Below are 25151 nucleotides of genomic sequence, written 5' to 3'. Positions count from 1 at the left end.
ATGAGCGCGCAACCCGAAACGAAAGCCTTCTTCTTCGACACCGAGTTCGACGCCGGCGGCGAGGTCGTGCGCGGTTCGAGCTGGCGTCCGACCAAGCGCGCCTGGACCCAGGGCGAGGTCGAGGCGCTGGTGGCGCAGGCTTCGGTGGAGGCGCGCGAGACGGCGCTGGCCGAGATCGCCAGCATCCAGGCCATGGCCCTGTCGAGCATCGGTCAGGCGCTCGAGGCCGCGGCGCCGGCCCTGACCCAGATCGCCCAGGCTCACCGCGAACAGTCGGCCGAGCTGGCCATGGCCGCCGCCCGGGTCGTCGCCGCCGCCGCTCTGGATCGCTTCCCGGAGGCGCCGTTGCAGGCTGCGCTGGAAGCCCTGGGGCAGGAGATCGACGCCTCGCCGCGCCTGGTCATCCGCACCGGCGACCTGACCGACGAGACCCGCGCCCGTCTGCAGCAGCTGGGCGCCGACGCGGGCTTCTCGGGCATCGTCGCCTTCCGCGATGAGCCGGGCCTGCCCCCGGCCGCCTTCCGCCTGGAATGGGCCGACGGACGCGCCGACTTCGATCCCGCCGACGCTTTCGCCCGCATGGCCGAAGCGCTGAACTCCGCCCTGGCCGCCGAGGCCGGGCACGCTGAAACCCTGAACGGGAGGTCCTGATGGCGACCGACACCATGGCGTTGGAGGAGTTTCCGGACTCCACCGCCCTCGCAGAACATGAAGAGCACACCGACAAGACCGCGCACGATCTCGCGCCGGTCTTCGACGTGCCCGTCAACATCTCCGCCGTGCTGGGCAAGGCCCACATGTCCGTGGCCCAGCTGCTGAAGCTGAATCGCGGCAGCGTGCTGGAGCTGGACCGCAAGGTCGGGGAGGCGATCGACATCTTCGTCAACAACCGTCTCGTCGCCCGCGGCGAGGTGGTGGTGGTCGAGGACCGTCTGGGCGTGACCATGACGGAAATCATCAAGATCGAGGACAGCAACGCCTGACGGTGTTGCACCCGGACCCGCGGAGCGGACCGGTGCGTAGGATTTGAAGGAGAAGACCCATGCGGCTTCTGGTGGTTGGCAGGCTCAGCGGACAGCTGGCGACGGCGGTGAAGATGGCCATGGCGCACGGCGCCAAGGTCCAGCACGTCGAGCGCGGCGATCAGGCAACGGAGCAACTGCGTCGCGGGCAGGGGGCCGACCTGCTGATGGTCGATTACCGCGTGGACATCGCCGCCCTGATCGCGGCCAACGAGAACGAGCGCATCCACGTGCCGGTGGTGGCCTGCGGCGTCGACGCCGACGCCACGGACGCGGCCAACGCCATCCGCGCGGGGGCCAAGGAGTTCATCCCCCTGCCGCCGGAAGCCGACCTGATTGCGGCGGTGCTGTCGGCGGTCGCTGACGACGAGCGCCCGATGATCTCGGCCGATCCGTCGATGAAGCACGTGATCCAGCTGGCCGACCAGGTCGCGCGCTCGGAAGCCTCGATCCTGATCACCGGCGAAAGCGGCGTCGGTAAGGAAGTCATGGCCCGCTACCTGCACAGCGGGTCCAAGCGCGCCGACCGCCCCTTCATCAGCGTCAACTGCGCGGCCATCCCGGACAATCTGCTGGAGTCGGAACTGTTCGGGCATGAGAAGGGGGCCTTCACGGGCGCCCTGGCCCGCCGCATCGGCAAGTTCGAGGAAGCCGACGGCGGCACCCTGCTGCTGGACGAAATCAGTGAAATGGACGTGCGCCTGCAGGCCAAGCTGCTGCGCGCCATCCAGGAGCGCATCATCGACCGCGTCGGCGGCACCAAGCCCGTTCCGGTCAACATCCGCATCATCGCCACGTCCAACCGCGACCTGGCCCGCTCGGTCAGCGAGGGGACCTTCCGGGAAGACCTGCTGTACCGCCTGAACGTCGTGAACCTGCGCCTGCCGGCGCTGCGGGAGCGTCCGGGCGACATCGCGGCCCTGGCCGACCACTTCGTCAAGAAATACGCCGCCGCCAACGGCGTGCCGGTGCGTCCGATCTCGGCCGAAGCCAAGCGCGCCCTGACCACCCACCGCTGGAACGGCAACGTCCGCGAGCTGGAGAACGCCATGCACCGCGCGGTGCTGCTGGCGGTCGGGCCCGAGATCGACGTCGAGGCCATCCGCCTGCCGGACGGCCAGCCGCTGACCGCCGGCGCCTATGGCGCGGCCGCTGCTGACGCCGGCCCCGCCGCCCGCGCGGCCCACGCCGCCGACGTCGTCACCCGCTCGCACGTCGGCCAGACCGTCGCGCAGATGGAGAAGACCCTGATCCTCGACACCCTGTCGCACTGCCTGGGCAACCGCACCCACGCGGCCAACATCCTGGGCATCTCGATCCGAACCCTGCGCAACAAGCTGAACGAATACGCCGACGAGGGCACGTCGATCCCGGCGCCCCAGTCGGGCGTCGCCTCCAGCGGCTACGCGGCCGCCTGATCCATGACCACGGGAACGGACCGCAGAAGCGTCCTGACCGGCCTCGGCGCGCTGGCTGTGGCCGCGTGCGGGCCCTCGCCTGAAGCGGCGGCTGGCCCTCAGTCGGACACGCCCCACAGGCTCGCCGGCCCGCCGCGGCAACTCGACCTCTCCGGCCTGGAAGCCACCTATGGCGGACGGATCGGCCTTGATGGCGTGGACACCACGAACCGTCGTCGCGTGGTCTGGCGCAGCAGTGAGCGGTTCGTCTACTGCTCGACCTTCAAGATGTACCTGGCCGCCGCGACGCTGCTGAGGGTGCAGGCCGGTCACGAACGTCTGGATCGGGCGATCCCGATCACCCGCGCCGACATGCTCAACCATGCCCCCACCACGGAGCCGGCGGTCGGTTCGACCCTGACGGTCCAGCAACTGATGCAGGGGACGGTTGAGCTCAGCGACAACCCCGCCGCCAACATCCTGATCCGCGAGATGGGGGGGCTGGACGCTCTGCGCGCCTTCTACCGGGGCATCGGCGACGACAGCACGCGCGTCGATCGGCTTGAGCCGGAAATGAACCGTCTGGACGGCGACAAGGACACGATTACGCCGGCCCAGTCCGTGGACAACATCGAGCGTCTGCTGGTCTCGGCCGAGACTCCGCTGAGCCCAAGCTCGAAGGCTCTCCTGACCCGCTGGATGATCGACACTCCCACCGGTCCGGGCCGGATCAAGGCGGGCGTTCCCGCCGGTTGGACCGTGGCGCACAAGACCGGCACCGGCGGCTATGGTCCGACCAACGACATCGGCGTGCTTACGCCCCCGTCCGGCGCGCCGATCACGCTGGCGATCTACTACCACGCCGACCGCTCTTCATCATCGGAGCAGAACGAAGCGGTCATCGCCGAGGCGACCCGCATCACGCTGAAGGCGCTCGGCCATGACTGACGCTCCCGTCCTGATGAAGGACGGCTACGCCCGTCCCACCGCGCTGGACATGCGCGGCTGGCTGATGCGCGGCGAGGTGCTGATGGCCGTCGGCGTGATCGGCGTGATCATGCTGCTGATCCTGCCGGTGCCGAAATTCCTGCTGGACCTGCTGCTGGCCATTTCGCTGGTCTCGTCCGTGCTGATCCTGATGACGGCCGTGATGATGAAGCGGCCGCTGGACTTCGCCATCTTCCCGACGGTGCTGCTGGTCTCGACCCTGTTCCGTCTGGGCCTGAACCTGGCCTCGACGCGCCTGATCCTGACCCATGGGCAGGAGGGGCACGCCTCCGCCGGTCAAGTCATCGCCGCCTTCGGCGAGCTGATGATGGGCGGCAATTTCATCATCGGGGTGATCATCTTCGCGATCATCCTGGTGGTGAACTTCGTGGTCATCACCAAGGGTTCGACCCGGATCGCGGAAGTGTCCGCCCGCTTCACCCTGGACTCCATGCCGGGCAAGCAGATGGCCATCGACGCCGACCTGTCGTCCGGCCTGATCACCGAAGACCAGGCCAAGCTGCGCCGCAAGGAGCTGGAGCAGGAATCGACCTTCTTCGGGGCCATGGACGGTGCGTCCAAATTCGTGCGCGGCGACGCCGTGGCCGGCCTGATCATCACCTTCATCAACGCCATCGGCGGCATCCTGATCGGCGTCATCTCGCACGGCATGCCGATCAGCGAGGCGGCCAACACCTATATCCAGCTGACCATCGGCGACGGCCTGGTGACCCAGGTCCCGGCCATCATCATCTCGATCGCCGCCGGCTTCCTGGTGTCCAAGGCGGGCGTCGAGGGCACGGCGGACAAGGCCTTCGTCAGCCAGCTGGCCACCAATCCCGTCAGCCTGGGCGTCGTCTCGGCCGCCTCGGCCCTGATCGGCGTCATCCCCGGCATGCCGCTGATCCCCTTCATGGCCCTGGCGGCGGGGGCGGGCTTCATGGCTTGGCGGCTGGGCCGCCAGCGGCTCAAGCCTCAGCCGACAGAAGCCGAGATCGCCCAGGCTGCAGCCGGTCCCAAGGAGGATGTCGAGGAGCCCATCGGCACCGCCCTGACCATCGACGAGGTCAAGATCGAGCTGGGCTATTCCCTGCTGTCGCTGATCAACGATCTGGAGGGCCGCCGCCTGACGGACCAGGTCCGCGCCCTGCGCCGTTCGTTGGCCCAGGAGTACGGCTTCGTCATGCCGTCGGTGCGCATCCTGGACAACATGCGGCTGGGCACCCAAGGCTATGCGATCCGGATCAAGGAGATGGAGGCCGGGACCGGCGAGGTGCGCCTGGGCTCCCTCATGGCCATGGATCCGGCCGGCCGTCAGGTCGAGCTGCCGGGCGAGCACACGCGCGAGCCCGCCTTCGGCCTGCCCGCCACCTGGATCGACGAAAGCCTGCGCGAGGAAGCGACCTTCCGCGGCTACACCATCGTCGATCCGTCGACGGTGCTGACCACCCACCTGACCGAGATCCTCAAGGAGAACATGGCCGACCTGCTCTCCTACGCCGAGGTGCAGAAGCTGCTGAAGGAACTGGGCACGGAAGAGAAGAAGCTGGTCGACGAACTGATCCCCTCGGTGGTCACCGTCACCACCCTGCAGCGCGTCCTGCAGTCCCTGCTGCGCGAGAAGGTCTCGATCCGCGACCTGGCCGCCATTCTGGAGGGGCTGGCCGAGGCCGCGCCGCACACCAGCTCGGTCACCACCCTGGTCGAGCACGTCCGCGCCCGTCTGGCCCGCCAGCTGTGCTGGCAGCACAAGGGCGACGACGGCGCCCTGCCCATCGTCACCCTGTCGCCCGAGTGGGAAGCCGCCTTCGCCGAAAGCCTGATCGGCCCCGGGGAAGACAAGCAACTGGCCATGGCCCCCTCGCGCCTGCAGGACTTCATCCGCGCTGTCCGCGACGTGTTCGAGCGGGCCGCCATGGCGGGCGAGACGGCGGTGCTGCTGACCGGGCCGCAGGTGCGGCCCTACGTGCGCTCCATCATCGAGCGCTTCCGCGGCCAGACCGTGGTCATGAGCCAGAACGAGGTGCACCCCAAGGCGCGCCTGCGGACCATCGGCTCGGTCTAGATCAGTCCACCGAGACCCAGCCGCCGGCCGAGGCGTTGCGGGCCACGTCGTTGGCGGGGCGGGCGATCAGGCCGGACTGGGTGATCCACACGTCGTAGCGCGCCCCGTCGGCCATCGGCATATAGGCCGCGCCGCCGTACAGGGTGTCCACGGCGTCGACGTACTTGCGGTACTTCCGCGCCGTATCCCAGGTGCTGATCTTCCACGGCAGGCCGTTGTCCGCCTCGGTCATCGACAGCGGATGCACGCTGCGCTCGGCGTTGATCTCCTGCTGGATGGACTGATAACGGCCTGACAGGCGGTCCAGCCGGTACTGGGTGTTCAGGCCCAGGACATTGGCCCACGGCTTCCATTTCAGGACCTGGGCCTCGATGCGCCATTCGTCGCCGTGCAGTGGATACAGATTGGTCGCCGCCGGCATGTTCTCGCCATTGCCAGGCTGGATGACGGTGGCTTCGTAATACTGGGGGCCCAGCTGGCGGGTGGTGATGGTCGCCACCGGCCGCTCATAGACCAGCCGCGAATAGGTCTGGATGTCCAGCGCCAGCAGCGCCGCGATCGCCGCCACGGCCATGAAGCCGGCTCCGCCGACGCCGCCCAGGAAGCCGGAGACGAGTTTGCCCCGGAACAGGGCCCCCAGGCCCCTGAACAAGAGCACCAGGCCGATCAGTCCCACGACCGCCGGTACGATCCACCACCACCAGACCATTTGCGCCTCTTCCCCCGAACAAGACCCGACGATCTTTACCCTAAATCCTCAACTCGGCGAGAGTTTCTCCCTGCGCGCGACTGGACAGGGCAAAGCGCGACGCTAATGCTCGTATCCGATGAGTTCGGCGTTGCGCGACACGCTTGAGGCCCTGGGCCAGTTTTTGCGGACGCCGACCCTGGGTCGTCGGGTCGCGGGCCTTCTCGCGCTCGCGATTGTCCTGCTGCTGGCCAGCAACGCGGCCACCTTCGTGATGATCCGCCGCACGGCGACCTTCAACGACGAGGTCGAGAAGGCGCAACTGCTGCGCCGCCAGACGCGGACGGTGCTGATCCGGCTGATCGACGCCGAGACCGGGCAACGGGGCTTCCTGCTGACGGGAAACACCGAATACCTCGAGATCAACGACGAGGCCTCCCGCGACCTGCCGAACATCCTGGCCGAGCTGACCGAGCTGTCGCGCGGTGATCCGGACATCGAGCCCCGCGTCGTCCACCTGCGCCAGCTGGCGGAGACCAAGGACGCCGAGCTGGAACGGACCATCGTCATGGCGCGCACCGGGCGTCTGGGGCAGGCCCTCGGGGTGGTGCGCGGCAATGAGGGCAAGGCGACGATGGACGCCTTCCGCAGCGAGGCGTCCAGCATCGACGAGATTCTGGATACCCGGATGCAGTTCCGGACCCGCCAGTCCGAATGGGCCGGCAGCATCACGGTTCTGGTCAACGCCATCGGCGGCGTGCTGATCATCGTCCTCGCCGGCGTCAGCGCCTGGCTGATCCGCCGCTATGTGGCCGAGATCCAGGCCGCCCGGGACGCTGTGCATCGCATGAACGCGGGCCTGGAAGCCAAGGTCCGCGAGCGAACCTCGGACCTGACCCGCGCCAACGAGGAAATCCAGCGCTTCGCCTATATCGTCAGCCACGACCTGCGCGCGCCCCTGGTCAACGTCATGGGTTACACCTCCGAGCTGGAACAGGTCGGCAAGGTCATCGACAAGGCGATCGTCGAGGCCGAGAGCCGCCGGAAGGTGGACCCTGAGATCATCGTGGCCGTCCGCGAGGACATGCCGGAGGCCATCGGCTTCATCCGCGCCTCGACCGAGAAGATGGACCGGCTGATCAACGCCATCCTGAAGTTGTCCCGCGAAGGCCGCCGGACGCTGGTCCCCGAACTGCTGGACATGACGCAGATGGTGCGGGGCATCGCCGACAGCGTCCGCCACCAGACCGAGTCCGCCGATGCCGAGGTCGTCGTGGAGCCCCTGCCCCGGCTGGACAGCGATCGGCTGTCGGTCGAGCAGGTGTTCGGCAACCTGATCGACAACGCCGTCAAATACCTCGAGCAGGGCCGCCCGGGCCGCATCGTCGTTTCGGGAGAGGTGCAGGGCGACTGGAACGTCTACCGCATTGAGGACAACGGCCGGGGCATCTCGCCCAAGGATCACGAGCGCATCTTCGAGCTGTTCCGCCGGTCGGGCCGCCAGGATCGGGCTGGCGAAGGCCTGGGACTGGCGTTCGTGCGCAACAGTGTTCGCCGCCTCGGCGGTGATATCGCAGTGGATTCAGAGCTCGGAAAGGGCTCGACATTCACTCTCAAATTCCCCACACGCCTGACCCTTGCCGGCCCCGGAGATTATTGATGAGCAGTTCCGTCAAGATCGTCATGATCGAGGATGATCTCGGTCACGCCAAGCTGATCGAAAAGAATATCCGCCGCGCCAACATCGCCAATGATATCGCGCACTTCGCCGACGGCAGCTCCGCCCTGGACTATCTGTTCAGCGCCCCCGTCAAGGCCAACGGGCCGCTGCTGATCCTGCTGGACCTGAACCTGCCGGACATGTCGGGCACGGACATTCTGGAGAAGGTCAAGAACGACGAGCGACTGCGCCGCGCGCCGGTGGTCGTCCTGACCACCACGGACGACAAGGTCGAGATCCAGCGCTGCTACGATCTGGGCTGCAACGTCTACATCACCAAGCCGGTCGACTACGAAAGCTTTGCGGGAGCTATCCGCCAGCTCGGGCTTTTCCTGTCCGTCATGCAGGCGCCGGAGATCGAGTGAAGACCCACGGGGAGGTCATCCGCCTGCTCTACATCGACGATGACCGCGGACTGTCGCGGTTGGTCGAGAAGGAGCTCGGGCGTCACGGCTACGCCGTTTCCTGCGCCCCCGACGGGGATGCGGGGCTGAACCTTCTCATCACGCGTCCGGGCGATTTCGACGCCGTCGCCCTGGACCACTACATGCCCGGCCGCGACGGGCTGGACGTATTGCCGGACATCGTCGCTCTGACCGACCCGCCGCCGGTGGTCTATGTGACCGGAGCCCAGGAGGGGCGTATCGCCGTCGCCGCCCTGCGCGCCGGCGCCGCCGACTACGTCATCAAGGACGTGTCCGAGGACTTCACCGCCCTGCTGCGCAACGCGGTCGAGGAAGCGGTGCGGCGCCGCCGCCTGCAGCGCGAGCATGACGAGGCGCAGGAACAGGTCCGCCTCGCCCGCGACCGCGCCGAGGCCATGCTGCGCGAGGTCAACCATCGTGTCGGCAACTCGCTGCAGCTGGTGTCCAGCTTCATGTCGCTACAGCTGCGCCACCTCGCCGATGAGGGCGCCCGGGCGGCGCTGAAGGAATCCCAGGCCCGCATCGAGGCCGTCGCCCACGTCCACCGCCGCCTCTACACCTCGGGCGACATGACCTCCGTGGACATGGACGAGTACCTGAAGGGCCTGATCGACGAGCTGGGCAAGTCGGTGGGACCGGGCGCGGGCTCGCCCGCCATCACGCTTGAGGTCGAGCCCCTGCGCGTGTCGACCGATCAGGCGGTTTCCCTTGGCGTGGTGGTCACCGAGCTGGTCACCAATGCGGTGAAGTACGCCTACGCGCCCGGACAAGGGGGCGAGATCCGCGTCATCCTGCGCGCCGACGCTGACGGCCGCGCCCTGCTGACCGTCGAGGACGACGGCCCGGGCATGGGTGACGGCTCCCCCAAGGGCACCGGTCTGGGCGGCAAGATCATCTCGGCCATGGCCTCGGGCCTGCGTTCGACGGTCGAGTTCGACCGGGCGCACAAGGGCGTTCGCGCGCGCCTGGCCTTCGATCTCTGACATGACCGCCGCCTTGCAGTTCGGCGTTGCGGAGCCTGGGCTCGACTATGTCCTGCGCCCCACCGCCTTCGGCCTGGTTTTCCACGACGGCAAGCTGGCCTGTGTTCGGGTCGATCGCGGCGAGGGCAGCTATTACGACCTGCCGGGCGGCGCGGTGGACGGCGACGAGAACGAGGAACAGGCGCTGATCCGCGAGTTCGTGGAGGAGACGGGCATGACCGTTCGCCCCTTCGCCCGCATCGCCGAGGCCTCCCAGTTCTTCCGTAAATCGACCGGCGAGCCTCTCAACAACACCGGCGGCTACTGGATCGCCGAACAGGTCTCGCTGGATCCCTCGGCCAAGGTCGAGGCGGATCATGAGCTGGTCTGGCTGCATCCGCACACCGCCCTGAACGAGCTGCGCCACGACGCCCATGCCTGGGCGGTGGCGGCGTGGTTGCGGCGCAAGACCATTTTTGCTTCAGGTCGGATCGACCTGAATCCAAAAAATGGTCCAGCATCAAACTGGAGCGAAATCTGAGCCGAGCTGGACAGCGTCCAGCTCAACCGATTTCGCTCTAGGGCTGATCTCCGTACGGTCCCGCACACTGTGACGCGGGCGGGAACATCGCTCCGCCTTCGCCCGTTCTCCTATCGAAGCGCCGTCCTCCCCTCGGCGCTCTTCCAAGGAGACTCTGATGCCCGATCAAGACCGTATCGACGGCGCCGCCAAGAACATCGGCGGCAAGGCCAAGGAACTCGCCGGCAAGATCACCGGCGACGAAAAGCTGAAAGCGGAAGGCAAGGCCGACCAGGCCGCCGGCAAGATCCAGAACGCCGTCGGTGGCCTCAAGGACACCCTGCGCGGCGACAAGCGCAGCTAGGACCGTCCGATCCTGCATTTCGAAGCGCCGCGTTCCCTCGGGGAGCGCGGCGTTCGCGTATCCGCCTGAGGGGAGTCAGTCGCGGCGGCCGAGGTTGATCTTCAGGCCTTCTTCGCGAACCTCCCGGCCGCCGACCGTGCATTCCTCGCGGAAAGCGACCGCGCCCTGGTTCGTGACGGCGGGTCGGGTTGTGCAGTTCCGGTCGCTCAGATCCGGGCCGGCGGGCACGCTGCGGCTCGGCGCGCCGCACTGCATCGCATAGCGGTCGCCGGCCGCTTCCTGGCGGCAGTTGTCCGGCGATCCGCTGGGGCGCAGGCCGGCGGGCAGGGCGTCGCCGAGATTGGCGGCCAGGGCGAGGCGCACGCGGCTTTGGCATGCCTCCATCGGCTCCGAGGCCGCGCGGATCAGGGGGCTGCATTCCGAGCGCTCATAGCCGAAAGGATCGGCGCGGGCCCAGTCAGGAATCGCGGGGGCGGCGGCTGTCGCGGTCACGGCGGGAGCGGGCTCCGCGGGCGCGGTCCAGACGACCGGGCCGGGCGCGGCCTGTTGCAGCATCAGGGCGGAAAGCACGGCGGCGGTCAGCATGGGAGGAGCCTCCGAAATGTACGGCCCCACGCTAGCCTATTTCGCCAGCGCCCGCATCGCCTTCTCCAGCCCGTCCAGCGTCAGCGGATACATGCGTTCGTCGATGACATCGCGGATCAGGCCCACGGACGCCGAATAGTTCCAGTACCGCTCCGGCGACGGGTTCAGCCACGCCACCTTGTCCCACTGCTGCGTGGCCCGCTTCAGCCAGACCGCGCCGGCCTCCTCGTTCCAGTGCTCGACCGAGCCGCCGGGCATGGTCACCTCATAGGGGCTCATGGTCGCGTCGCCGACGAAGATGGCGCGCCAGTCGGCGGGGTATTTGTTCAGCACCTCCCAGGTCGGGATCTTCTCGGCGTGCCGGCGCCGGTTGTCCTTCCACACGCCCTCGTAGAGGCAGTTGTGGAAATAGAAGAATTCCAGGTGCTTGAACTCGGTCTTCGCCGCCGAGAACAGCTCCTCGCACATCTTCACATGGGCATCCATCGAGCCGCCGATGTCGAGGAACAGCAGCACCTTGATCGTGTTGCGCCGCTCGGGCCGCATGTGGATGTCCAGCCAGCCCTGGCGCGCCGTACCGTCGATGGTGGCGTCCATGTCCAGCTCGTCCGCCGCGCCCTGGCGGGCGAAGCGACGCAGGCGGCGCAGGGCGACCTTGATGTTGCGCGTGCCCAGCTCGACCTGGTCGTCCAGGTTCTTGTACTCGCGCTTCTCCCAGACCTTCACGGCCCGGCCCTGCTTGCCGGGGCCGCCGATGCGCACGCCTTCGGGATTGTAGCCGCCGTGGCCGAAGGGGCTGGTCCCGCCCGTGCCGACCCATTTGCTGCCGCCCTCGTGCCGGCCCTTCTGTTCTTCCAGACGCTCTTTCAGCGTCTCCATCAGCTTTTCGAAGCCGCCCATGGCCTCGATCTGGGCCTTCTCCTCGTCTGAGAGGAATTTCTCGTTCAGCAGCCGCAGCCAGTCCTCGGGCAGGTCGGTGGTCAGGTCCTCGCCCGCGCCGACCGTCTCGATCCCCGCGAACACCTTGCCGAACACCTGGTCAAAGCGGTCGTAGTGCTTCTCGTCCTTGACCAGAACGGCGCGCGACAGGTGGTAGAAGTCATCCACCTTTCCGCCGGCCACGCCCTTGTCCATGGCCTCCATCAGATGGAGCCATTCCTTCATCGACACGGGGACTTTCGCGTCGCGCAGGGCGGTGAAGAAGGGCAGGAGCATGCCCCTAACCTGATCGCCGATCAGCCGCGCCGCAAGATGAACTCGTCATCGAACCACGAGCCGACCGGATAGCGGTACTCGCCCGCCTTCTCGAAGCCGTAGGCCTCGTACAGCTTCTGGGCCTTCAGGTTGCCGCTCCAGACCCCGATCCACATCGGGCCGGTGGTGTTGGCCTGCATCCACTCCAGCGAGATCGCCAGCAGCCGGGTGCCCAGTCCCAGCCCCTGCGCGGCCTTCGAGACGTACAGCCGCCGCAGCTCGGCATGGCCGGCCTCGCCCTCGGGGTGGGGCAGGGTGTTCGGCCCGGTGTTGGCGAAGGCCAGCAGGTCGCCGTCGCGCTCCGCCACCCACCAGGCCGCGCCCGGCTCGGCCAGTTTGGTGCGGATCGTGTCGGCGTTGAAGCTCGCGTCCAGGAAGGCCGTTAGGTCGGCTTCCGGATAGGGAATGGCGAAGCCGTCGGCGGCGACGAAGGTGTCGATGAAGGTCTGGCGGCCCAGGTCGGCCAGCGCCTGTGCGTCTTCGGTGCGGGCGGGGCGGATGATCGCGTCGGTCATCCGCCCCGCTTAGCGTGGGAAGGCGTCCAGCGCGAGCTTGCCGATGGTCGATCCGCTCTCCAGCCGCCGGTGTCCTTCCAGCAGGGCCTCCACCGACAACGGGCCCAGGTTTTCGGTCAGGGTGGTGCGGATCTTCCCGGCGTCCACCAGGGCGGCGACCTGTGTCAGCAGGTCATGCTGCGCCTGGATGTCGGCGGTCTGGTGCATCGGGCGGGCGAACATGAACTCCCAGACGAAGCCCGCGCTCTTGCCCTTCAGCAGTTCGACGGGCAGGCCCTTGAAGTCGTCGATGCAGCCGATCACGCCCTGCACGGCGATCGCGCGGGCCAGGGCCTCGAAATGGCGTGGCGTCTGGGTCAGGGCGGCGATGTATTTCGGCGCGCGTTCGCCCGCGGCCTCCAGCGCCTCGTCGATGGGGCCGGTGTGGTCGATGACGGCATGGGCGCCGAGATCGAGGCACCACTGCCGCGTCTGGGGCCGCGAAGCCGTGGCCACGACGCGCAGGTCCGTCACCGCCCGCGCGATCTGGATCAGGGCCGAGCCGACGCCGCCGGCCCCGCCGACGACCAGCAGGGTCTCGTCCTCGTCCTTCCCGGCCTTCATCCGATCGAACAGCAGTTCCCAGGCCGTGATGACGGTCAGGGGCAGGGCGGCGGCTTCGGCGAAGGTCAGCGACTTCGGCTTCGGCCCCACGATTCTCTCATCCACCGCCTGCCGTTCGGCGTTCGAACCCGGCCGATCGATCTGCCCGGCGTAGAAGACCTCGTCCCCGACCTTGAACAGGCTGGCCTCGGCGCCGACCCCGACCACCACGCCCGCGGCGTCGTAGCCCAGGATCGACGGTTGGCCGTCAGTGGGGGTCCGGCCGGCGCGGACCTTGGCGTCCACCGGGTTCAGGCCCACGGCCCGGACCTCGACCAGCAGGTCCCGGGGCCGCGGCGCCGGCTCGGGCGCGTCGAAGGCGATCAGGGCGGCCGGATCGTCAGAGGGGCGCGGGGCGAGGGTTCCGATGGCTTTCATGGTGATCTCCGTTGCGACGGACTCCCACCTGATGCACCCTGCCATTGACGGCAAGTACGGTCATTTTCTGGATGTAGTACCCGAATGGATACCGCCTCTCACTTCTACCATCGCCCTGTCGAGCGTCGTGTGCGTGACGGGGAATGCGTCGTTGACGCCTCGCTCGACCTGATCGGCGGCAAGTGGAAGGGCATGATCGTTTATCAGCTGCTGACGCAGGAAAACCTGCGCTTCAACGCCTTGCGGCGGCTGGTCGGCGACGTCACCCAGCGGATGCTGACCAAGCAACTGCGCGAGATGGAGGAGGACGGCCTGATCTCCCGCACCGTCTACGCCGAGGTTCCGCCGCGCGTGGAGTATCGCCTGACCGACGCCGGGCGGGACCTGACGCCGGTGGTCCTCGCCCTGAAGGTGTGGGGCGAAAGCCACCTGCGCGTCACCGACCGGGCCTGCGCCGCGTGAGCGCGGTTCTCTTCACCCATCCCGATATGCTGGCCCATCAGCCGGGGCTGGGACATCCGGAAAGCCCGGAGCGGCTGAAGGCGGTGCTGGACGCGCTGGACGACGCCGGCCTGGGCCGCGACCGCCGCGCCGCCGCCGAAGCCTCGGTCGCCGATCTGGAGCGGCTGCACCCGGCGGCCTATGTCGCCCGCCTGCTGGACGCCTCGCCCGCCGAGGGGCTGAACCAGCTGGACGCCGATACCGTCCTTTCGCCCGGCAGCATCCGCGCCGCCCGCCTGGCCGCCGGGGCGGTGGTCGATGCGGTGCGCGCCGTGGCCCGGGGCGAGCTGACCCGCGCCTTCGCCGCCGTCCGTCCGCCCGGTCACCACGCCGAGCCCGACCGGGCCATGGGGTTCTGCCTGTTCTCCAACGTCGCCGTCGCCGCCCGCGTGGCCCAGTCGGAAGGCCTGGTCCGCGTCGCCGTGATCGATTTCGACGTGCACCACGGCAACGGCACCCAGGCGGCGTTCGAGACCGACGACAGCCTGTTTCTGGGCTCCATCCACCAGATGCCGCTCTATCCCGGCACGGGCGCTGCCTCCGAGACCGGCGTCGGCAACATCGTCAACGCGCCCGTCGCGCCCCACGCGGCGCGCGAGGCGTGGCGCGCGACCTTCGCCAGCGGACTGATGCCGGCCTTGCAGGGCTTTCGGCCCGACCTGATTCTGATCTCCTCCGGATTCGACGCGCACCGCCGCGATCCATTGGCCCACCAGAGCCTGGAGGCCGAGGATTTCGCCTGGGCCACCCGCGCCGTCATAGAGGTCGCGCGTTCGTGCTGCGGCGGGAAGGTTGTCTCATCGCTCGAGGGCGGTTACGACCTAGAAGGGCTGGGCCGTTCGGCGGTCGCCCATGTACAGGCCCTGGGGGAGGAATAAGGACGGTCTGCCAAAGGTTTGGCCCTCCAATGTTATGCCCCTCGCCGCTAGAGACTCATCCTTGGTCGATACCCCCGCGTCCGCGCCGTCAGAGCCTGTCCCGCCCCAAGATCGCGTCAGGGCGGCGCTGGTCGCGGTGCGTCCCGGCGCCATTATCCTGGCCCGCCATGGCGAACCGGCCCTGTCGCGCAAATGCATGCTGACCTCGGACCAGTACCGCGACTGGTGGGCGAAGTATGAGATCGGCGGCCTGCGCGCCGGCCAGACCCCTCCGCCTGAACTGGTCGCCGCCGCCGAGGGCGCGGGCGCCATCTACGCTTCGACCCGCCCCCGTGCGCAGGAGACGGCCGCCGCCGCCGCCGCGGGCAAGGAGGTCATGACCGACGCCCTGTTCATCGAGGCGCCGCTGCCGCCGCCGCACTTCCCCGCCTGGTTCAAGCTGCCGCCGAAATACTGGGGCGCGGTCGCCCGTTTCTGGTGGCACGCCTTCAATCACCACGAGGGTCAGGAGACCCGGCACGAGGCCGAGGCTCGCGCCGAGCAGGCCGCCCAGGTCCTCATCGGACGCGCCGAAAGCGGTCAGGACGTGCTGGTGCTGGCGCACGGCTATTTCAATCACATGGTCGGTCGCCGCCTGAAGGCCGACGGGTGGAAGCTGGTTCACAACCAGGGCTTCCGCTACTGGTCCCAGCGCCGCTACGAGAAGCGCTGAAGCGAAACGGAGGCGTCATGATCCGGCGATCCCTGCTTTCCGGCCTCCTCGGCCTTCTTCTGCTGTTCGGCGCCGGCCCGGTCCTGGCCCAGGACGCCGCGACGCCCGCACCCGCCGGGGTCCGCGTGGCCCTCGTCACCGATCTGGGGACCATCCTCGTCGAGACCGATCCGCGCGCGCCGCTGACCTCGGCCAACTTCCTCCGCTATGTCGATCAGCGCCGTCTCGACGGCCTGACCTTCTATCGCGCCATGCAACTGGGGCCGGACGCGGGCCTGATCCAGGGCGGCGCCAGCGGAGCCCGGGACCGGATCCTGCCGCCCGTGGCGCATGAACCGACCAGCCAGACCGGCCTGACCCACACCGAAGGCGCCCTGTCGATGGCGCAGAACGCGCCCGGCACGGCGACGGCCGACTTCTTCATCATCGTGGGCAGCCTGACCTCGCTGGACGCCGGCAAGACCACGCCCGACGATCCGGGCTACGCCGTGTTCGGCCATGTGGTCGAGGGCATGGATGTGGTTCGCACCATCCTGGCGGCGCCCAAGTCGCCGACTGAAGGCGAAGGTGTCATGCAGGGCCAGATGCTGGAGCCGCGGGTCCGTATCATCTCCGCCCGCCGGGTAGAGACGCCGTCGCCCTGAGCCGGTCAGGCGTCTTCCGTCGCCTTCGCCGCCTTGTCGATCAGGGTTTTCACCCCGTCCAGCAGATCGGCGAACGCCCGCAGCCGGGTGACGATGTCCACCTCGTCCTTACGCGCCTTGTCGACCGCGGCCTTGGCGTCCTTCGCGGCCTTGAACGCGGCCTCCACCGCCGGGCCGGTTTCGGCCAGCCAGGCGTTGGCGGCGCGCAGCATCTGGGTGTGAAGGCCGTCCAGGTTGGCGTTGACCGCCTTCAGCTTCACCGCGTCGCCGCCGCAGGCCTTGCGGTCCGTCTTGCGGGCGCTCCACGCATCCGAATAAGCCTGCGCGGCCAGGGCGAAGCGCTCCTCATGGGTGCTGCTCATCGGGCGGCCTCCTTCGGCGCGGGGATCAGGGCTGTGATCTCGGCGATGGCCCGGTTCAGGTCCGCGATGTCGGCGGCGCCCACGGTCTCGAAATCGGTGTGGGCCGTCTCCAGCTTGGCGAGGGTGTTCAGGATGGCGTAATAGCGCGCGGCCTGCAGGCGCACCCGGTCATTGGCCTGTCCGCGCAGGAAGGCGAGGGTCGCGCCCCGCGCGCTGGGATTGGACGCCAGGATCTGCTCGGCGTCAGGGACCAGGGTCACGCCCAGGTCGGCGGCCATGGGCTGCAACAGAGGCGATCGCGAGATCAGTCCGGCGTTGTAGAGGGCCTCGACCGCGGCGCCTTCCTGATCAGCGAACGATCCCGACAGGGCGTTGAACAGCCGCATCTCGGCCCCCAGCGACCGGCGCAGCAGGACGACGGCGTCGCGGATGCGGGCGCTGCCGTTGCGCAGCCGGGTCCGTTGCCGGTCGCCGGCCAGCAGCCCCGCGCCCTGACTGATCGCGCTGCCCAGAGGGGCGCTGATCAGGGCGCCCGATCCGGGTTGCAGGATGTCGGCATAGGCGTTGACGCTGGTGGTCAGGCGACCGACCACGGCCTCCATCGCGCCCGCCGCGTCGTACTGCGCCTCCTGTCCCAGCGCCCGATAAGCGTCGGCCAGGGCGGTCAGCGCATCGGCCCTCAGGTTGATCGCCCGGATCAGCTTGCCGACCTCCTGGGCGTTGGCGTCGCTCTGGTCCGCCGGCTCACACTGGTTCGGATCGGCCAGTTCGATGCAGGTCTCCCAGGTGTTGGTGAAGGCCATCAGCTCTTCCTGCCGGTCCAGCCGTCCCGACAGGTCGCGCACCTCCTTCGCCGCAAGGTCCGAGGCCTCCGCGCCGCTCTTGGCTAGATCTGCCGCCTGGTCGCGAGGCACGGTGGCGCAGCCCGCCAGTCCGGCGCACACTCCCGCGATGATCAGCCATCCCCGCATGATCGCTCCCCGCTCTTCCCGAACCTGAACGCGTGTAGTCGGTAACGGCGGTATGTGGAACGCCCTTTCAACGCATTGCCGCCACGGGGTCCACTGACTAAGGAAGGTGTTCGTCCGTGGAAGCCCTATGACCGACACTCCCATCGCCGCCGAACTGAGTTTTGAAGACGCGCTGCAGCGCCTGGAGCAGATCGTCCAGAAGCTGGAATCCGGCCAGGCGCCGCTCGAGGAATCGATCGCCCTGTACGAGGAGGGCGCGCGCCTGAAGGCGCATTGCGAGGCGCGGCTGAAGGCCGCCCAACTGCGCGTCGAGAAGATCGTCGTGGGTCCCGACGGCCAGCCGCGCGGCGCCGAGCCGGCGGCGTTCGACTGATGTCCGCACCGGCCGAAACAATCGGCTTCGACGACTTCATGAAGGTCGATGTTCGCGTCGGCCGGGTGCTGAAGGCCGAGCCGTTCCCGGAGGCCCGGAAGCCCGCCTACAAGCTGACCATCGACTTCGGTCCGGACATCGGGGTCAAGAAGTCCTCGGCTCAGATCACCGTGCACTACACGCTCGAGGAGCTGGAGGGCCGCAAGGTCGCCGCCGTGGTCAACTTCCCGCCGCGCCAGATCGGGCCGGTCCGGTCCGAGGTCCTGACCCTCGGCTTCCCTGACGAGAACGGCGCCGTGGTGCTGGTCGGGGTCGATCGCGACGTTCCCGTGGGCGGGAGGCTGTTCTGAACAAGCCTCACGCCGCCAACTCGCCCGAGCAGGGCGTCATCGACCGGGTGGCCGAGGTCGCCGACCTGGTCACCGTGGCGCTGGATGAATTGCTGCCGCGCGCCGAGGGGCCGGAATCGCGCCTGACCGAGGCCATGCGCTACGCCGCGCTCGGTCCGGGCAAGCGGCTGCGGCCCTTCTTCGCCCTCGAGGCCGCCCAGTTGTTCGACATCGAGGAACGCCCGGTCCTGCGCGCCGCCTGCGCTCTGGAGTGCGTCCACGCCTACAGCCTGGTCCATGACGACCTGCCCTGCATGGACGATGACGACGTCCGGCGCGGCCGTCCGACGGTGCACATCGCCTATGACGAGGCTACCGCCGTCCTCGCCGGCGATGCGCTGCAGACCGCCGCCTTCGACATCATCCTGCACGAGGACACCCACGAGGATCCCGCCATCCGCTGCGAGCTGGCGGCCCGTCTGTCGATGGCGTCCGGCGCGCGCGGCATGGCCGGCGGCCAGATGATCGATCTGCTGGGCGTCCGCGACGACCTCGGCGGCGTGGCCCGCATGCAGCGGCTCAAGACCGGCGCCTTGTTCACCTTCGCCTTCGAGATCCCGCTGATCATCGCCCAGGCCCGCGAGGTGCACCGCCAGGCCCTGACCAGCTTCGCTCACGACATCGGCCTGGCCTACCAGATCGTCGACGACCTGCTGGACGTCGAGGGCGACGAAGACATTCTGGGCAAGGCGGCCCGCAAGGATCACGCCCAGGGCAAGACCAATTTCGTCACCCTGCTGGGCGTCGACCAGGCGCGGCACAGGGTCGCGCACCTGGCGGACCAGGCCCGCGCCCACTTGGACGTGTTCGGGCCCGACGCGGATATCCTTAAGGCCAGCGTGGACTTTGTGCTTCAGCGCCGGTCCTGATACGGAGCGGATCCCTGCACTGGTCCTGCACGGATTTTTCAGATCGCATCGACCTCGACCGCAGCGAAATGCTCTACTGCGTGTTGGAAGACCAAAGGCCTAGGTACGAACCGCCCGCATGCCCGATACCCCGATCCTCGACCAGGTGAAGTTCCCCGCCGATATGCGGGACTTCGACATCGCCCAGCTGAAGCAGCTGGCTGACGACGTGCGGACCGAGACCATCGACGCCGTATCGGTGACCGGCGGCCACCTCGGCGCCGGCCTGGGCGTGGTCGAGCTGACGGTCGCCCTGCACCATGTGTTCGAGACGCCCAGGGACATCCTGATCTGGGACGTCGGTCACCAGTGCTATCCGCACAAGATTCTGACCGGACGCCGCGACCGCATCCGCACCCTGCGTCAGGGCGGCGGCCTGTCGGGCTTCACCAAGCGATCCGAGAGCGAATACGACCCCTTCGGCGCGGCCCACGCCTCGACTTCGATCAGCGCCGCGCTCGGCTTCGCCGCCGCCCGCGACCAGAAGGGCGAGAGCAACCGCGTGGTCGCCGTCATCGGCGACGGCTCGATCTCAGCCGGCATGGCCTACGAGGCCATGAACAACGCCGCCGAGGCGACCAATGGCCAGCTGATGGTGATCCTGAACGACAACGACATGTCGATCGCCCCGCCGGTCGGCGGCATGAGCGCCTACCTGGCCCGCCAGGTCTCGGGCGGCGCCTATCGCCAGGTCCGCAACATCGGCAAGAAATTCGTCGAGCACCTGCCGCGCCCGTTCAAGAACGCCGCCCGCAAGGCCGAGGAATACGCCCGCGGCATGATCGTCGGCGGCACCTTCTTCGAGGAGCTGGGCTTCTACTATGTCGGTCCCATCGACGGGCACGACATGGACAACCTGGTTCCCATCCTCAAGAACGCCGCCGCCATCACGGATCGCCCGGTGCTGGTCCACGTCGTGACGCAGAAGGGCAAGGGCTACGCCCCGGCCGAAAGCAGCGCCGACAAACTGCATGCCGTGGTCAAGTTCGACGTCGTCTCGGGCAAGCAGTCCAAGCCGGTCTCCAACGCGCCCAGCTACACCAAAGTGTTCGGCACAGAGCTGATCAAGCGGGCTCAGATCGATCCGACGGTGGTGGCCATCACCGCCGCCATGCCCTCGGGCACCGGCCTCGACCTGTTCGGCGCGGCCTTCCCGACCCGCACCTATGACGTCGGCATCGCCGAGCAGCACGCCGTCACCTTCGCCGCCGGCCTCGCCGCCGACGGGATGAAGCCGGTCTGCGCCATCTATTCGACCTTCCTCCAGCGCGGCTACGACCAGGTCGTCCACGACGTGGCTATCCAGTCCCTGCCGGTGCGCTTCGCCATGGACCGCGCCGGCCTGGTCGGCGCTGACGGCTCGACCCACGCGGGCAGCTTCGACATCGGCTACATGGGCGCGCTGCCGGGCATGGTTCTGATGGCCGCCTCGGACGAGGCCGAGCTGGCCGCCATGATCGCCACCAGCCTGGAGATCGATGACCGCCCCTCGGCCTTCCGCTACCCGCGCGGCGACGGCGTCGGGGTCGAGATTCCGGAACTGGCCGCCCCGCTCCAGATCGGCAAGGGCCGCGTCGTGCGCGAGGGCACGACCGTCGCCATCCTGTCGCTGGGCACCCGCCTGCAGGAATCGCTCAAGGCCGCCGACGCCCTGGCCGCGCGCGGCGTCTCGGCCACCGTCGCCGATGCCCGCTTCGCCAAGCCGCTGGATGAGGCGCTGATCCTGCGTCTCGCTCGCGAGCATGAATGCCTGATTACGGTGGAAGAGGGCGCCATGGGCGGCTTCGGCGCCTTCGTGCTCCAGATGCTGGCCGAGAAGGGCGCGTTGGACGGTGGGCTCAAGATCCGCACCCTGCACCTCCCCGACGTCTTCCAGGACCAGGACAGCCCGGCGGTCCAGTACGCCCAGGCCGGCCTGAACGCCGAGCAGATCGCCGCCACGGCCCTGCAGGCCCTGGGCGTCGAGGCGACCCGCGCCGTTCGGGCCTGAGGCAACCTAGAGGCCGGCATGCCGTTTTGAACCGGGGCGGTTCGGAGCGTCGTCATGAAATCCATCGTCCTGTCTCTCGCCCTGGCGCTCGCCGCCGGGCCCGTGCTCGCCCAGGAGGCGCCGGCGGGATCGCCGCCGCCCGAGCAGCTGCAGATCTTCCGCACCGGCGACTCGGCCATGAACTGCCGGCAGATTTCCGACGAGGCGGCCGACCTCAGCGCGCAGATGGGGGGCGGGCAGGGCGGCGGAGTGTTCAGTTCGGTCGTCGGCGTCGGCCGCGCGGGCGCCTCCATGCTCATCCCCGGCGCGGGCCTGGCCCTGGCCGGCGCGGACGCCCTGACCCGGCCGGAACGCGAGCGCCGCGAGGCCCGGGCGCGGTCCATCGAGCAGCGCTGGTACTACCTCAACGGCCTCTACACCGGCCTGCGCTGCGGCGAGGAGCCGGCGATCCCGGCGCCGACGCCGGGCCGATAGACGCGGTTGCGCGGTCGTCGCCGTCACTTTGATGCGGCCCGGTTCGACGGCCCGTGCGCGAATCCTCACGCAGCACAGCGACCGTTCGCCACGCCCGCTCAAACGGCGAAATAATCGTGCGCATTTTCAATGATCTAAAGCATCCTCGCGCCGCCTTGACCTGCGGGGGTCTCGCCTATAGGTTCCGCGCCGAATTCAGACCCCCTCCGGGGTTCGCCAACCGGCGGATCAAGGAGCGCTGAGGCCGCCATGTCCCTGCCACCGGAATCGCGCGAAGAGGCGATCGCTCGTCTCAACAAGAGCGCATCCGACCTGGAGGCGCGCACCGCGCCGCCGCTCTCTCACGAGGCTGCGGGTCAGGCGGCGGCGGGCCAGGCCTGGAAGATCATCGCCGACCTGTTCGGCGGCGTCTTCGTGGGTCTCGCGATCGGCTTCGGGGTCGATCATTTCGCCGGCACCTCGCCGGTGGGAATTATCGGCGGGGTCCTTCTGGGCTTCGCCCTCTCGGTCTGGATGGCGTGGCGCACGGCGCAGCGTCTCATGGCCGAGGCCAACAAGAGTGGGGAGCCGAAGTCGGTTCCCTTCGACGACGAAGATGAAGGAGCCTGATCGACCGATGGCCGATCCGCTACACCAGTTCCAGATCCAGAAGATCGTCGATCTGCCCGACGTCACCCTGCCGCTCGTCGGCAAGGTCGATCTCGCGTTCACGAACTCGCACCTGGCGATGACCATCGCCTTCGTCATCGTCGTGGGTTTCCTGACGCTCGTGACCAACGGCGCCAAGGTCGTCCCGGGCCGCATGCAGGCCGTGGGCGAGACCCTCTTCGGCATGATCGACGGCCTGACCGAGTCCATCATCGGTCACGACGGCAAGAAATACTTCCCGTTCGTCTTCTCGATCTTCACCTTCATCCTGGCGATGAACCTGCTCGGCATGTTCCTGAGCTTCACCGCCACCTCGCAGCTGGCCATCACGGCCACCTTCGGCGTCATCACCTTCGCGCTGGTGGTCATCGTCGGCATCGTCAAGAACGGTGTCGGCTTCCTGAAGCTGTTCTGGCCGACCGGCGCCCCGCTGGTCATGCGCCCCGTCGTCGGCCTGATCGAGTTCTTCTCGTTCCTGCTGCGCCCCATCACCCTGACGCTTCGTCTGTTCGGCAACATGATGGGCGGCCACATCGCCCTGAAGGTGTTCGCCGGTTTCGTCGCCACCGCGATCATCGGCGGCGCCGGCTGGTTCGGCATCCTGGTCTTCCCGCTGTCGCTGGGCATGACCATCGGCCTGACCGCCCTCGAGTTCCTCGTGGCCTTCCTTCAGGCCTTCGTTTTCGCCGTTCTGACCTGCATCTACCTCAACGATGTGGTCAACCTGGACCACGCCCACTAGGGCCGGACCAGTTCTTTCCAACCCAACCAAAACCTAGACCAACAGGACTGAGACCATGGATCCCCAAGCCGCTAAACTCATTGGCGCCGGCATCGCGATGTGCGGCATGATCGGCGCCGGCATCGGCGTCGGCAACATCTTCGGCCAATTCCTGGCGGGCGCCCTGCGCAACCCGTCGGCCGCCGGCTCGCAAATCGGCAACCTGTTCGTCGGCGCCGCCCTGGCTGAAGCCCTGGGCATCCTGGCCTTCGTCATGGGCATCCTGATCTGGATCTCGTAATCGGCTTTGGCGGCGCGGACCCGGTCCGCGCCGCTGGCTGACGACCTTCCAGACTCTTCTCCAGGCGACCGATGACCGCTCAAGCCCACCCCGTCATGCCCGAAGACGCGACCCACCCGGTCGCGGTCGAGGACACGCACGCCACGACCGAAGCCGCTCACGGCGGTGAACACGAGTCGGGCGGCCTGCCCCAGTTCGAGTTCCAGCACTGGGTCGGCCAGATCGTCTATCTGGTCTTCCTGTTCGCCGTTCTCTACCTCCTGATCGCCAAGATCTTCGCGCCGCGCATGCGTCGCGTGTTCGATGAGCGCGCCTCGACCATTTCGACCGCGGTCGAGACGGCTCGTCAGGTGCAGGCTGAAGCCGCCGGTCAGGCCGAAGCCGCCAAGCGCGAAGTCGAGGAGGCCCGCGCCGCCTCGCGCGCCACGGCCACCGCCGCCAAGACCCGCGTGACCGACGAAGCCAACGCCCGCGCCGCCGCGGAAGAGGCCGTCGTCTCGGCTCGTATCGCCGAGGCGGAAGCTGCGATCGGCAAAACCCGCGACGCCGCCATGGCCAACGTCTCGACCATCGCGTCGGACACCGCCGTAGCGATTGTCGAACGTCTCACCGGTAAAGCGCCGACCGGCGCTGAAGCCGCCGCCGCCGTGAAGGGCGCCGCCTGATGGAATTCTTCAATCCCCATCTCTACGACCTGGCCAACCCGGAACTTTGGGTCGCCATCGGTCTGATCATCTTCTTCGTGATCGCCGCCATCGCAGGCGTGCCCAAGCTGGTCGCGGGCGTGCTCGACGCCAAGGCCGCCAAGATCCAGGCTGAACTCGACGAGGCCGCCCGCCTGCGCGCCGAGGCCGAGGCCCTGCTGGCCCAGATCCGCGCCGAGAAGGCCGAGGCAGAAGCCCAGGCCGCCGAGATGCTGAAGGCCGCCGAAGCCGACGCCCGCCGCATGGAAGAAGAGGCGAAAGCCAAGCTAGAAGAGACCCTGACCCGCCGTCAGGCTCTGGCCGAGCGTCGCATCGCCCAGGCCGAGGCCCAGGCCGCCGCTGAGGTGAAGGCCGCCGCCGCCGATCTGGCCGCCAAGGCCGCCGAACAGATCCTGACCGCCCGTGTGGCCGGCCAGAAGAGCGATCCGCTCCTCGACGCCGCCATCGCTCAGCTGGGCACGCGGCTGAACTGATCAGGCCGTCAGGTCAAAACAATCAGGCCCCGCCGGTTCGCCGGCGGGGTCTTTTTCTTGCTCAGTGGGCCGGGGCCGCGTGGATCGGCGGATGCAGCTTCTCGCGTCGCACCAGCCGGCCGTAGACGTTGCCCAGCACGATGCCGAAGATCGCGTGGCTGACGATCATCCAGGCCAGGGTGCCGAAGCCGCCGCGCATGAAGAACATGCCCATGCCGGCGATCGGCGCGACTGTCAGGCCCATCAGGATGAAGGCGCCTACGGCGAACAGGATGCCCTTCGATTCAGGCGTATCCGTCGGCAGCCGGGGACAGAGGATGGCGAACAGCGGTCCCAGCACCAGGGTGCCGACCACGATGTGCGCGATCCAACCGACCGCTGGAATATCCGGTGTCCTCAGCATGACGGAGAGCAGTTGCGGAAAACTCACCGCCCAGTGCCCGACCGTCATGTTCACGGCCTCGATGATCGAGACCGCCACGGTGGCCGCAAAACCCGCGACCAGACCCTTTTGTACGCGTGACATCATGACCTGCAGCGCCTCCAACGCCTGTTTCCGGTTCTGACAACGCAACGCA

The 25151-nt window shown here is 68.2% G+C and carries 32 protein-coding genes; 24 read left to right on the top strand and 8 right to left on the bottom strand.

The window, feature by feature from the left end; all coding sequences use genetic code 11:
- Genes AC07NB_RS05495 through flhA form a run of 5 tightly spaced genes read left to right on the top strand, consistent with a single transcriptional unit; the run spans position 1 to position 5471 of the window.
- Positions 1 to 651 (top strand): FliH/SctL family protein, encoded by a 651-nt coding sequence (locus AC07NB_RS05495; RefSeq protein WP_494571227.1) that lies wholly within the window; start codon positions 1 to 3, stop codon positions 649 to 651.
- A complete protein-coding gene (gene fliN, locus AC07NB_RS05490) occupies positions 651 to 983 on the top strand; it encodes a flagellar motor switch protein FliN (protein ID WP_291832583.1) in 333 nt (110 codons plus the stop codon). The genes AC07NB_RS05495 and fliN overlap by 1 nt, the downstream gene beginning before the upstream one ends.
- A gap of 59 nt (positions 984 to 1042) precedes the next feature.
- On the top strand, positions 1043 to 2440 hold the full coding sequence (gene flbD / locus AC07NB_RS05485) for a sigma-54-dependent transcriptional regulator FlbD (RefSeq protein WP_492313840.1): 1398 nt from the start codon (positions 1043 to 1045) through the stop codon (positions 2438 to 2440).
- Between the two features lie 3 nt (positions 2441 to 2443).
- Positions 2444 to 3367, top strand: a complete 924-nt coding sequence (gene bla / locus AC07NB_RS05480) for a class A beta-lactamase (protein ID WP_494571226.1) — start codon at positions 2444 to 2446, stop codon at positions 3365 to 3367.
- Between the two features lie 13 nt (positions 3368 to 3380).
- A complete protein-coding gene (flhA, locus tag AC07NB_RS05475) occupies positions 3381 to 5471 on the top strand; it encodes a flagellar biosynthesis protein FlhA (protein WP_291839434.1) in 2091 nt (696 codons plus the stop codon).
- 1 nt (position 5472) lies between these two features.
- Here the strand turns inward: flhA and AC07NB_RS05470 are convergent, their stop codons facing one another.
- Positions 5473 to 6180: a hypothetical protein gene (locus AC07NB_RS05470; RefSeq protein WP_494571225.1), complete on the bottom strand. Its 708-nt coding sequence runs from the start codon at positions 6178 to 6180 to the stop codon at positions 5473 to 5475.
- Positions 6181 to 6310: 130 nt separating this feature from the next.
- Here AC07NB_RS05470 and AC07NB_RS05465 point away from each other — a divergent pair, with 130 nt between their 5' ends.
- The 5 genes from AC07NB_RS05465 (at position 6311) to AC07NB_RS05445 (ending at position 10150) form a co-directional block, all read left to right on the top strand.
- A complete protein-coding gene (locus AC07NB_RS05465) occupies positions 6311 to 7819 on the top strand; it encodes a sensor histidine kinase (RefSeq protein WP_494572561.1) in 1509 nt (502 codons plus the stop codon).
- Positions 7819 to 8244, top strand: a complete 426-nt coding sequence (locus tag AC07NB_RS05460; RefSeq protein ID WP_492313836.1) for a response regulator — start codon at positions 7819 to 7821, stop codon at positions 8242 to 8244. The genes AC07NB_RS05465 and AC07NB_RS05460 overlap by 1 nt, the downstream gene beginning before the upstream one ends.
- Complete coding sequence (locus tag AC07NB_RS05455) at positions 8241 to 9287, top strand: sensor histidine kinase (RefSeq protein WP_291834981.1); 1047 nt, start codon at positions 8241 to 8243, stop codon at positions 9285 to 9287. The genes AC07NB_RS05460 and AC07NB_RS05455 overlap by 4 nt, the downstream gene beginning before the upstream one ends.
- Position 9288: 1 nt before the next feature.
- Complete coding sequence (locus tag AC07NB_RS05450) at positions 9289 to 9807, top strand: NUDIX domain-containing protein (protein ID WP_492313835.1); 519 nt, start codon at positions 9289 to 9291, stop codon at positions 9805 to 9807.
- 157 nt (positions 9808 to 9964) lie between these two features.
- The gene (locus tag AC07NB_RS05445) at positions 9965 to 10150 is read left to right on the top strand and encodes a CsbD family protein (RefSeq protein WP_291834986.1); all 186 of its coding nucleotides are present in this window, start codon (positions 9965 to 9967) and stop codon (positions 10148 to 10150) included.
- Between the two features lie 75 nt (positions 10151 to 10225).
- Here the strand turns inward: AC07NB_RS05445 and AC07NB_RS05440 are convergent, their stop codons facing one another.
- The 4 genes from AC07NB_RS05440 to AC07NB_RS05425 are packed head-to-tail and all read right to left on the bottom strand — an operon-like array spanning position 10226 to position 13524.
- Entirely contained in the window at positions 10226 to 10735 is a 510-nt protein-coding gene (locus AC07NB_RS05440) for a hypothetical protein (RefSeq protein ID WP_291834989.1), read from the bottom strand.
- A 36-nt stretch (positions 10736 to 10771) separates the two neighbouring features.
- On the bottom strand, positions 10772 to 11950 hold the full coding sequence (locus AC07NB_RS05435; protein ID WP_494571223.1) for a vWA domain-containing protein: 1179 nt from the start codon (positions 11948 to 11950) through the stop codon (positions 10772 to 10774).
- Positions 11951 to 11970: 20 nt separating this feature from the next.
- Positions 11971 to 12504, bottom strand: a complete 534-nt coding sequence (locus tag AC07NB_RS05430) for a GNAT family N-acetyltransferase (protein ID WP_492313833.1) — start codon at positions 12502 to 12504, stop codon at positions 11971 to 11973.
- A 9-nt stretch (positions 12505 to 12513) separates the two neighbouring features.
- Positions 12514 to 13524: a zinc-binding alcohol dehydrogenase family protein gene (locus AC07NB_RS05425; RefSeq protein ID WP_494571222.1), complete on the bottom strand. Its 1011-nt coding sequence runs from the start codon at positions 13522 to 13524 to the stop codon at positions 12514 to 12516.
- A gap of 84 nt (positions 13525 to 13608) precedes the next feature.
- On the opposite strand from AC07NB_RS05425, the gene AC07NB_RS05420 reads away from it, so the two are divergent.
- The 4 genes from AC07NB_RS05420 (at position 13609) to AC07NB_RS05405 (ending at position 16259) form a co-directional block, all read left to right on the top strand.
- Positions 13609 to 13986, top strand: coding sequence for a winged helix-turn-helix transcriptional regulator (locus AC07NB_RS05420; protein WP_494571221.1), 378 nt, complete (start codon positions 13609 to 13611; stop codon positions 13984 to 13986).
- A complete protein-coding gene (locus AC07NB_RS05415; RefSeq protein WP_494571220.1) occupies positions 13983 to 14903 on the top strand; it encodes a histone deacetylase family protein in 921 nt (306 codons plus the stop codon). The genes AC07NB_RS05420 and AC07NB_RS05415 overlap by 4 nt, the downstream gene beginning before the upstream one ends.
- Before the next feature lie 127 nt (positions 14904 to 15030).
- The gene (locus AC07NB_RS05410) at positions 15031 to 15615 is read left to right on the top strand and encodes a histidine phosphatase family protein (RefSeq protein ID WP_492314087.1); all 585 of its coding nucleotides are present in this window, start codon (positions 15031 to 15033) and stop codon (positions 15613 to 15615) included.
- A gap of 17 nt (positions 15616 to 15632) precedes the next feature.
- Positions 15633 to 16259 carry a peptidylprolyl isomerase gene (locus AC07NB_RS05405; protein WP_291835004.1) on the top strand — a complete coding sequence of 209 codons (627 nt, stop codon included), beginning with the start codon at positions 15633 to 15635 and terminating at the stop codon, positions 16257 to 16259.
- A 5-nt stretch (positions 16260 to 16264) separates the two neighbouring features.
- Here the strand turns inward: AC07NB_RS05405 and AC07NB_RS05400 are convergent, their stop codons facing one another.
- Together AC07NB_RS05400 and AC07NB_RS05395 are read right to left on the bottom strand one after the other, a co-directional pair.
- The gene (locus AC07NB_RS05400) at positions 16265 to 16621 is read right to left on the bottom strand and encodes a hypothetical protein (RefSeq protein ID WP_291835007.1); all 357 of its coding nucleotides are present in this window, start codon (positions 16619 to 16621) and stop codon (positions 16265 to 16267) included.
- Positions 16618 to 17592: a hypothetical protein gene (locus AC07NB_RS05395; RefSeq protein WP_494571219.1), complete on the bottom strand. Its 975-nt coding sequence runs from the start codon at positions 17590 to 17592 to the stop codon at positions 16618 to 16620. The genes AC07NB_RS05400 and AC07NB_RS05395 overlap by 4 nt, the downstream gene beginning before the upstream one ends.
- Positions 17593 to 17719: 127 nt before the next feature.
- Between AC07NB_RS05395 and AC07NB_RS05390 the strand changes: the two genes are divergently transcribed.
- The 10 genes from AC07NB_RS05390 to AC07NB_RS05345 all read left to right on the top strand — a co-directional run bounded on the left by AC07NB_RS05390 (position 17720) and on the right by AC07NB_RS05345 (position 24573).
- Positions 17720 to 17965: an exodeoxyribonuclease VII small subunit gene (locus tag AC07NB_RS05390; protein ID WP_494571218.1), complete on the top strand. Its 246-nt coding sequence runs from the start codon at positions 17720 to 17722 to the stop codon at positions 17963 to 17965.
- Positions 17965 to 18315 (top strand): tRNA-binding protein, encoded by a 351-nt coding sequence (locus tag AC07NB_RS05385; protein ID WP_492313826.1) that lies wholly within the window; start codon positions 17965 to 17967, stop codon positions 18313 to 18315. Before AC07NB_RS05390 ends, AC07NB_RS05385 begins: the two co-directional genes overlap by 1 nt.
- A 38-nt stretch (positions 18316 to 18353) precedes the next feature.
- Positions 18354 to 19223 carry a polyprenyl synthetase family protein gene (locus AC07NB_RS05380; RefSeq protein ID WP_291835042.1) on the top strand — a complete coding sequence of 290 codons (870 nt, stop codon included), beginning with the start codon at positions 18354 to 18356 and terminating at the stop codon, positions 19221 to 19223.
- A gap of 118 nt (positions 19224 to 19341) precedes the next feature.
- On the top strand, positions 19342 to 21252 hold the full coding sequence (dxs, locus tag AC07NB_RS05375; protein ID WP_291835017.1) for a 1-deoxy-D-xylulose-5-phosphate synthase: 1911 nt from the start codon (positions 19342 to 19344) through the stop codon (positions 21250 to 21252).
- A 54-nt stretch (positions 21253 to 21306) separates the two neighbouring features.
- A complete protein-coding gene (locus AC07NB_RS05370; RefSeq protein ID WP_494571217.1) occupies positions 21307 to 21726 on the top strand; it encodes a hypothetical protein in 420 nt (139 codons plus the stop codon).
- A 249-nt stretch (positions 21727 to 21975) separates the two neighbouring features.
- On the top strand, positions 21976 to 22335 hold the full coding sequence (locus AC07NB_RS05365) for an AtpZ/AtpI family protein (protein ID WP_291835022.1): 360 nt from the start codon (positions 21976 to 21978) through the stop codon (positions 22333 to 22335).
- Positions 22336 to 22342: 7 nt separating this feature from the next.
- Positions 22343 to 23116, top strand: coding sequence for a F0F1 ATP synthase subunit A (locus tag AC07NB_RS05360; protein WP_291835025.1), 774 nt, complete (start codon positions 22343 to 22345; stop codon positions 23114 to 23116).
- A gap of 55 nt (positions 23117 to 23171) precedes the next feature.
- Positions 23172 to 23396, top strand: a complete 225-nt coding sequence (locus AC07NB_RS05355) for a F0F1 ATP synthase subunit C (RefSeq protein ID WP_056619394.1) — start codon at positions 23172 to 23174, stop codon at positions 23394 to 23396.
- Between the two features lie 71 nt (positions 23397 to 23467).
- Entirely contained in the window at positions 23468 to 24061 is a 594-nt protein-coding gene (locus tag AC07NB_RS05350) for a F0F1 ATP synthase subunit B family protein (RefSeq protein WP_291835036.1), read from the top strand.
- Complete coding sequence (locus AC07NB_RS05345) at positions 24061 to 24573, top strand: F0F1 ATP synthase subunit B (RefSeq protein ID WP_291835039.1); 513 nt, start codon at positions 24061 to 24063, stop codon at positions 24571 to 24573. The genes AC07NB_RS05350 and AC07NB_RS05345 overlap by 1 nt, the downstream gene beginning before the upstream one ends.
- A gap of 61 nt (positions 24574 to 24634) precedes the next feature.
- On the opposite strand, the gene AC07NB_RS05340 is transcribed toward AC07NB_RS05345, so the two are convergent.
- Entirely contained in the window at positions 24635 to 25099 is a 465-nt protein-coding gene (locus tag AC07NB_RS05340; RefSeq protein WP_492313823.1) for a DUF6789 family protein, read from the bottom strand.
- Positions 25100 to 25151 lie beyond the last annotated feature (52 nt).

The organism is Brevundimonas sp. GW821-FHT09G01 (genome assembly GCF_059416065.1).
The sequence above is the reverse complement of the archived record's forward strand: the minus strand, read 5'-3'. Positions and strand labels throughout refer to the sequence as shown.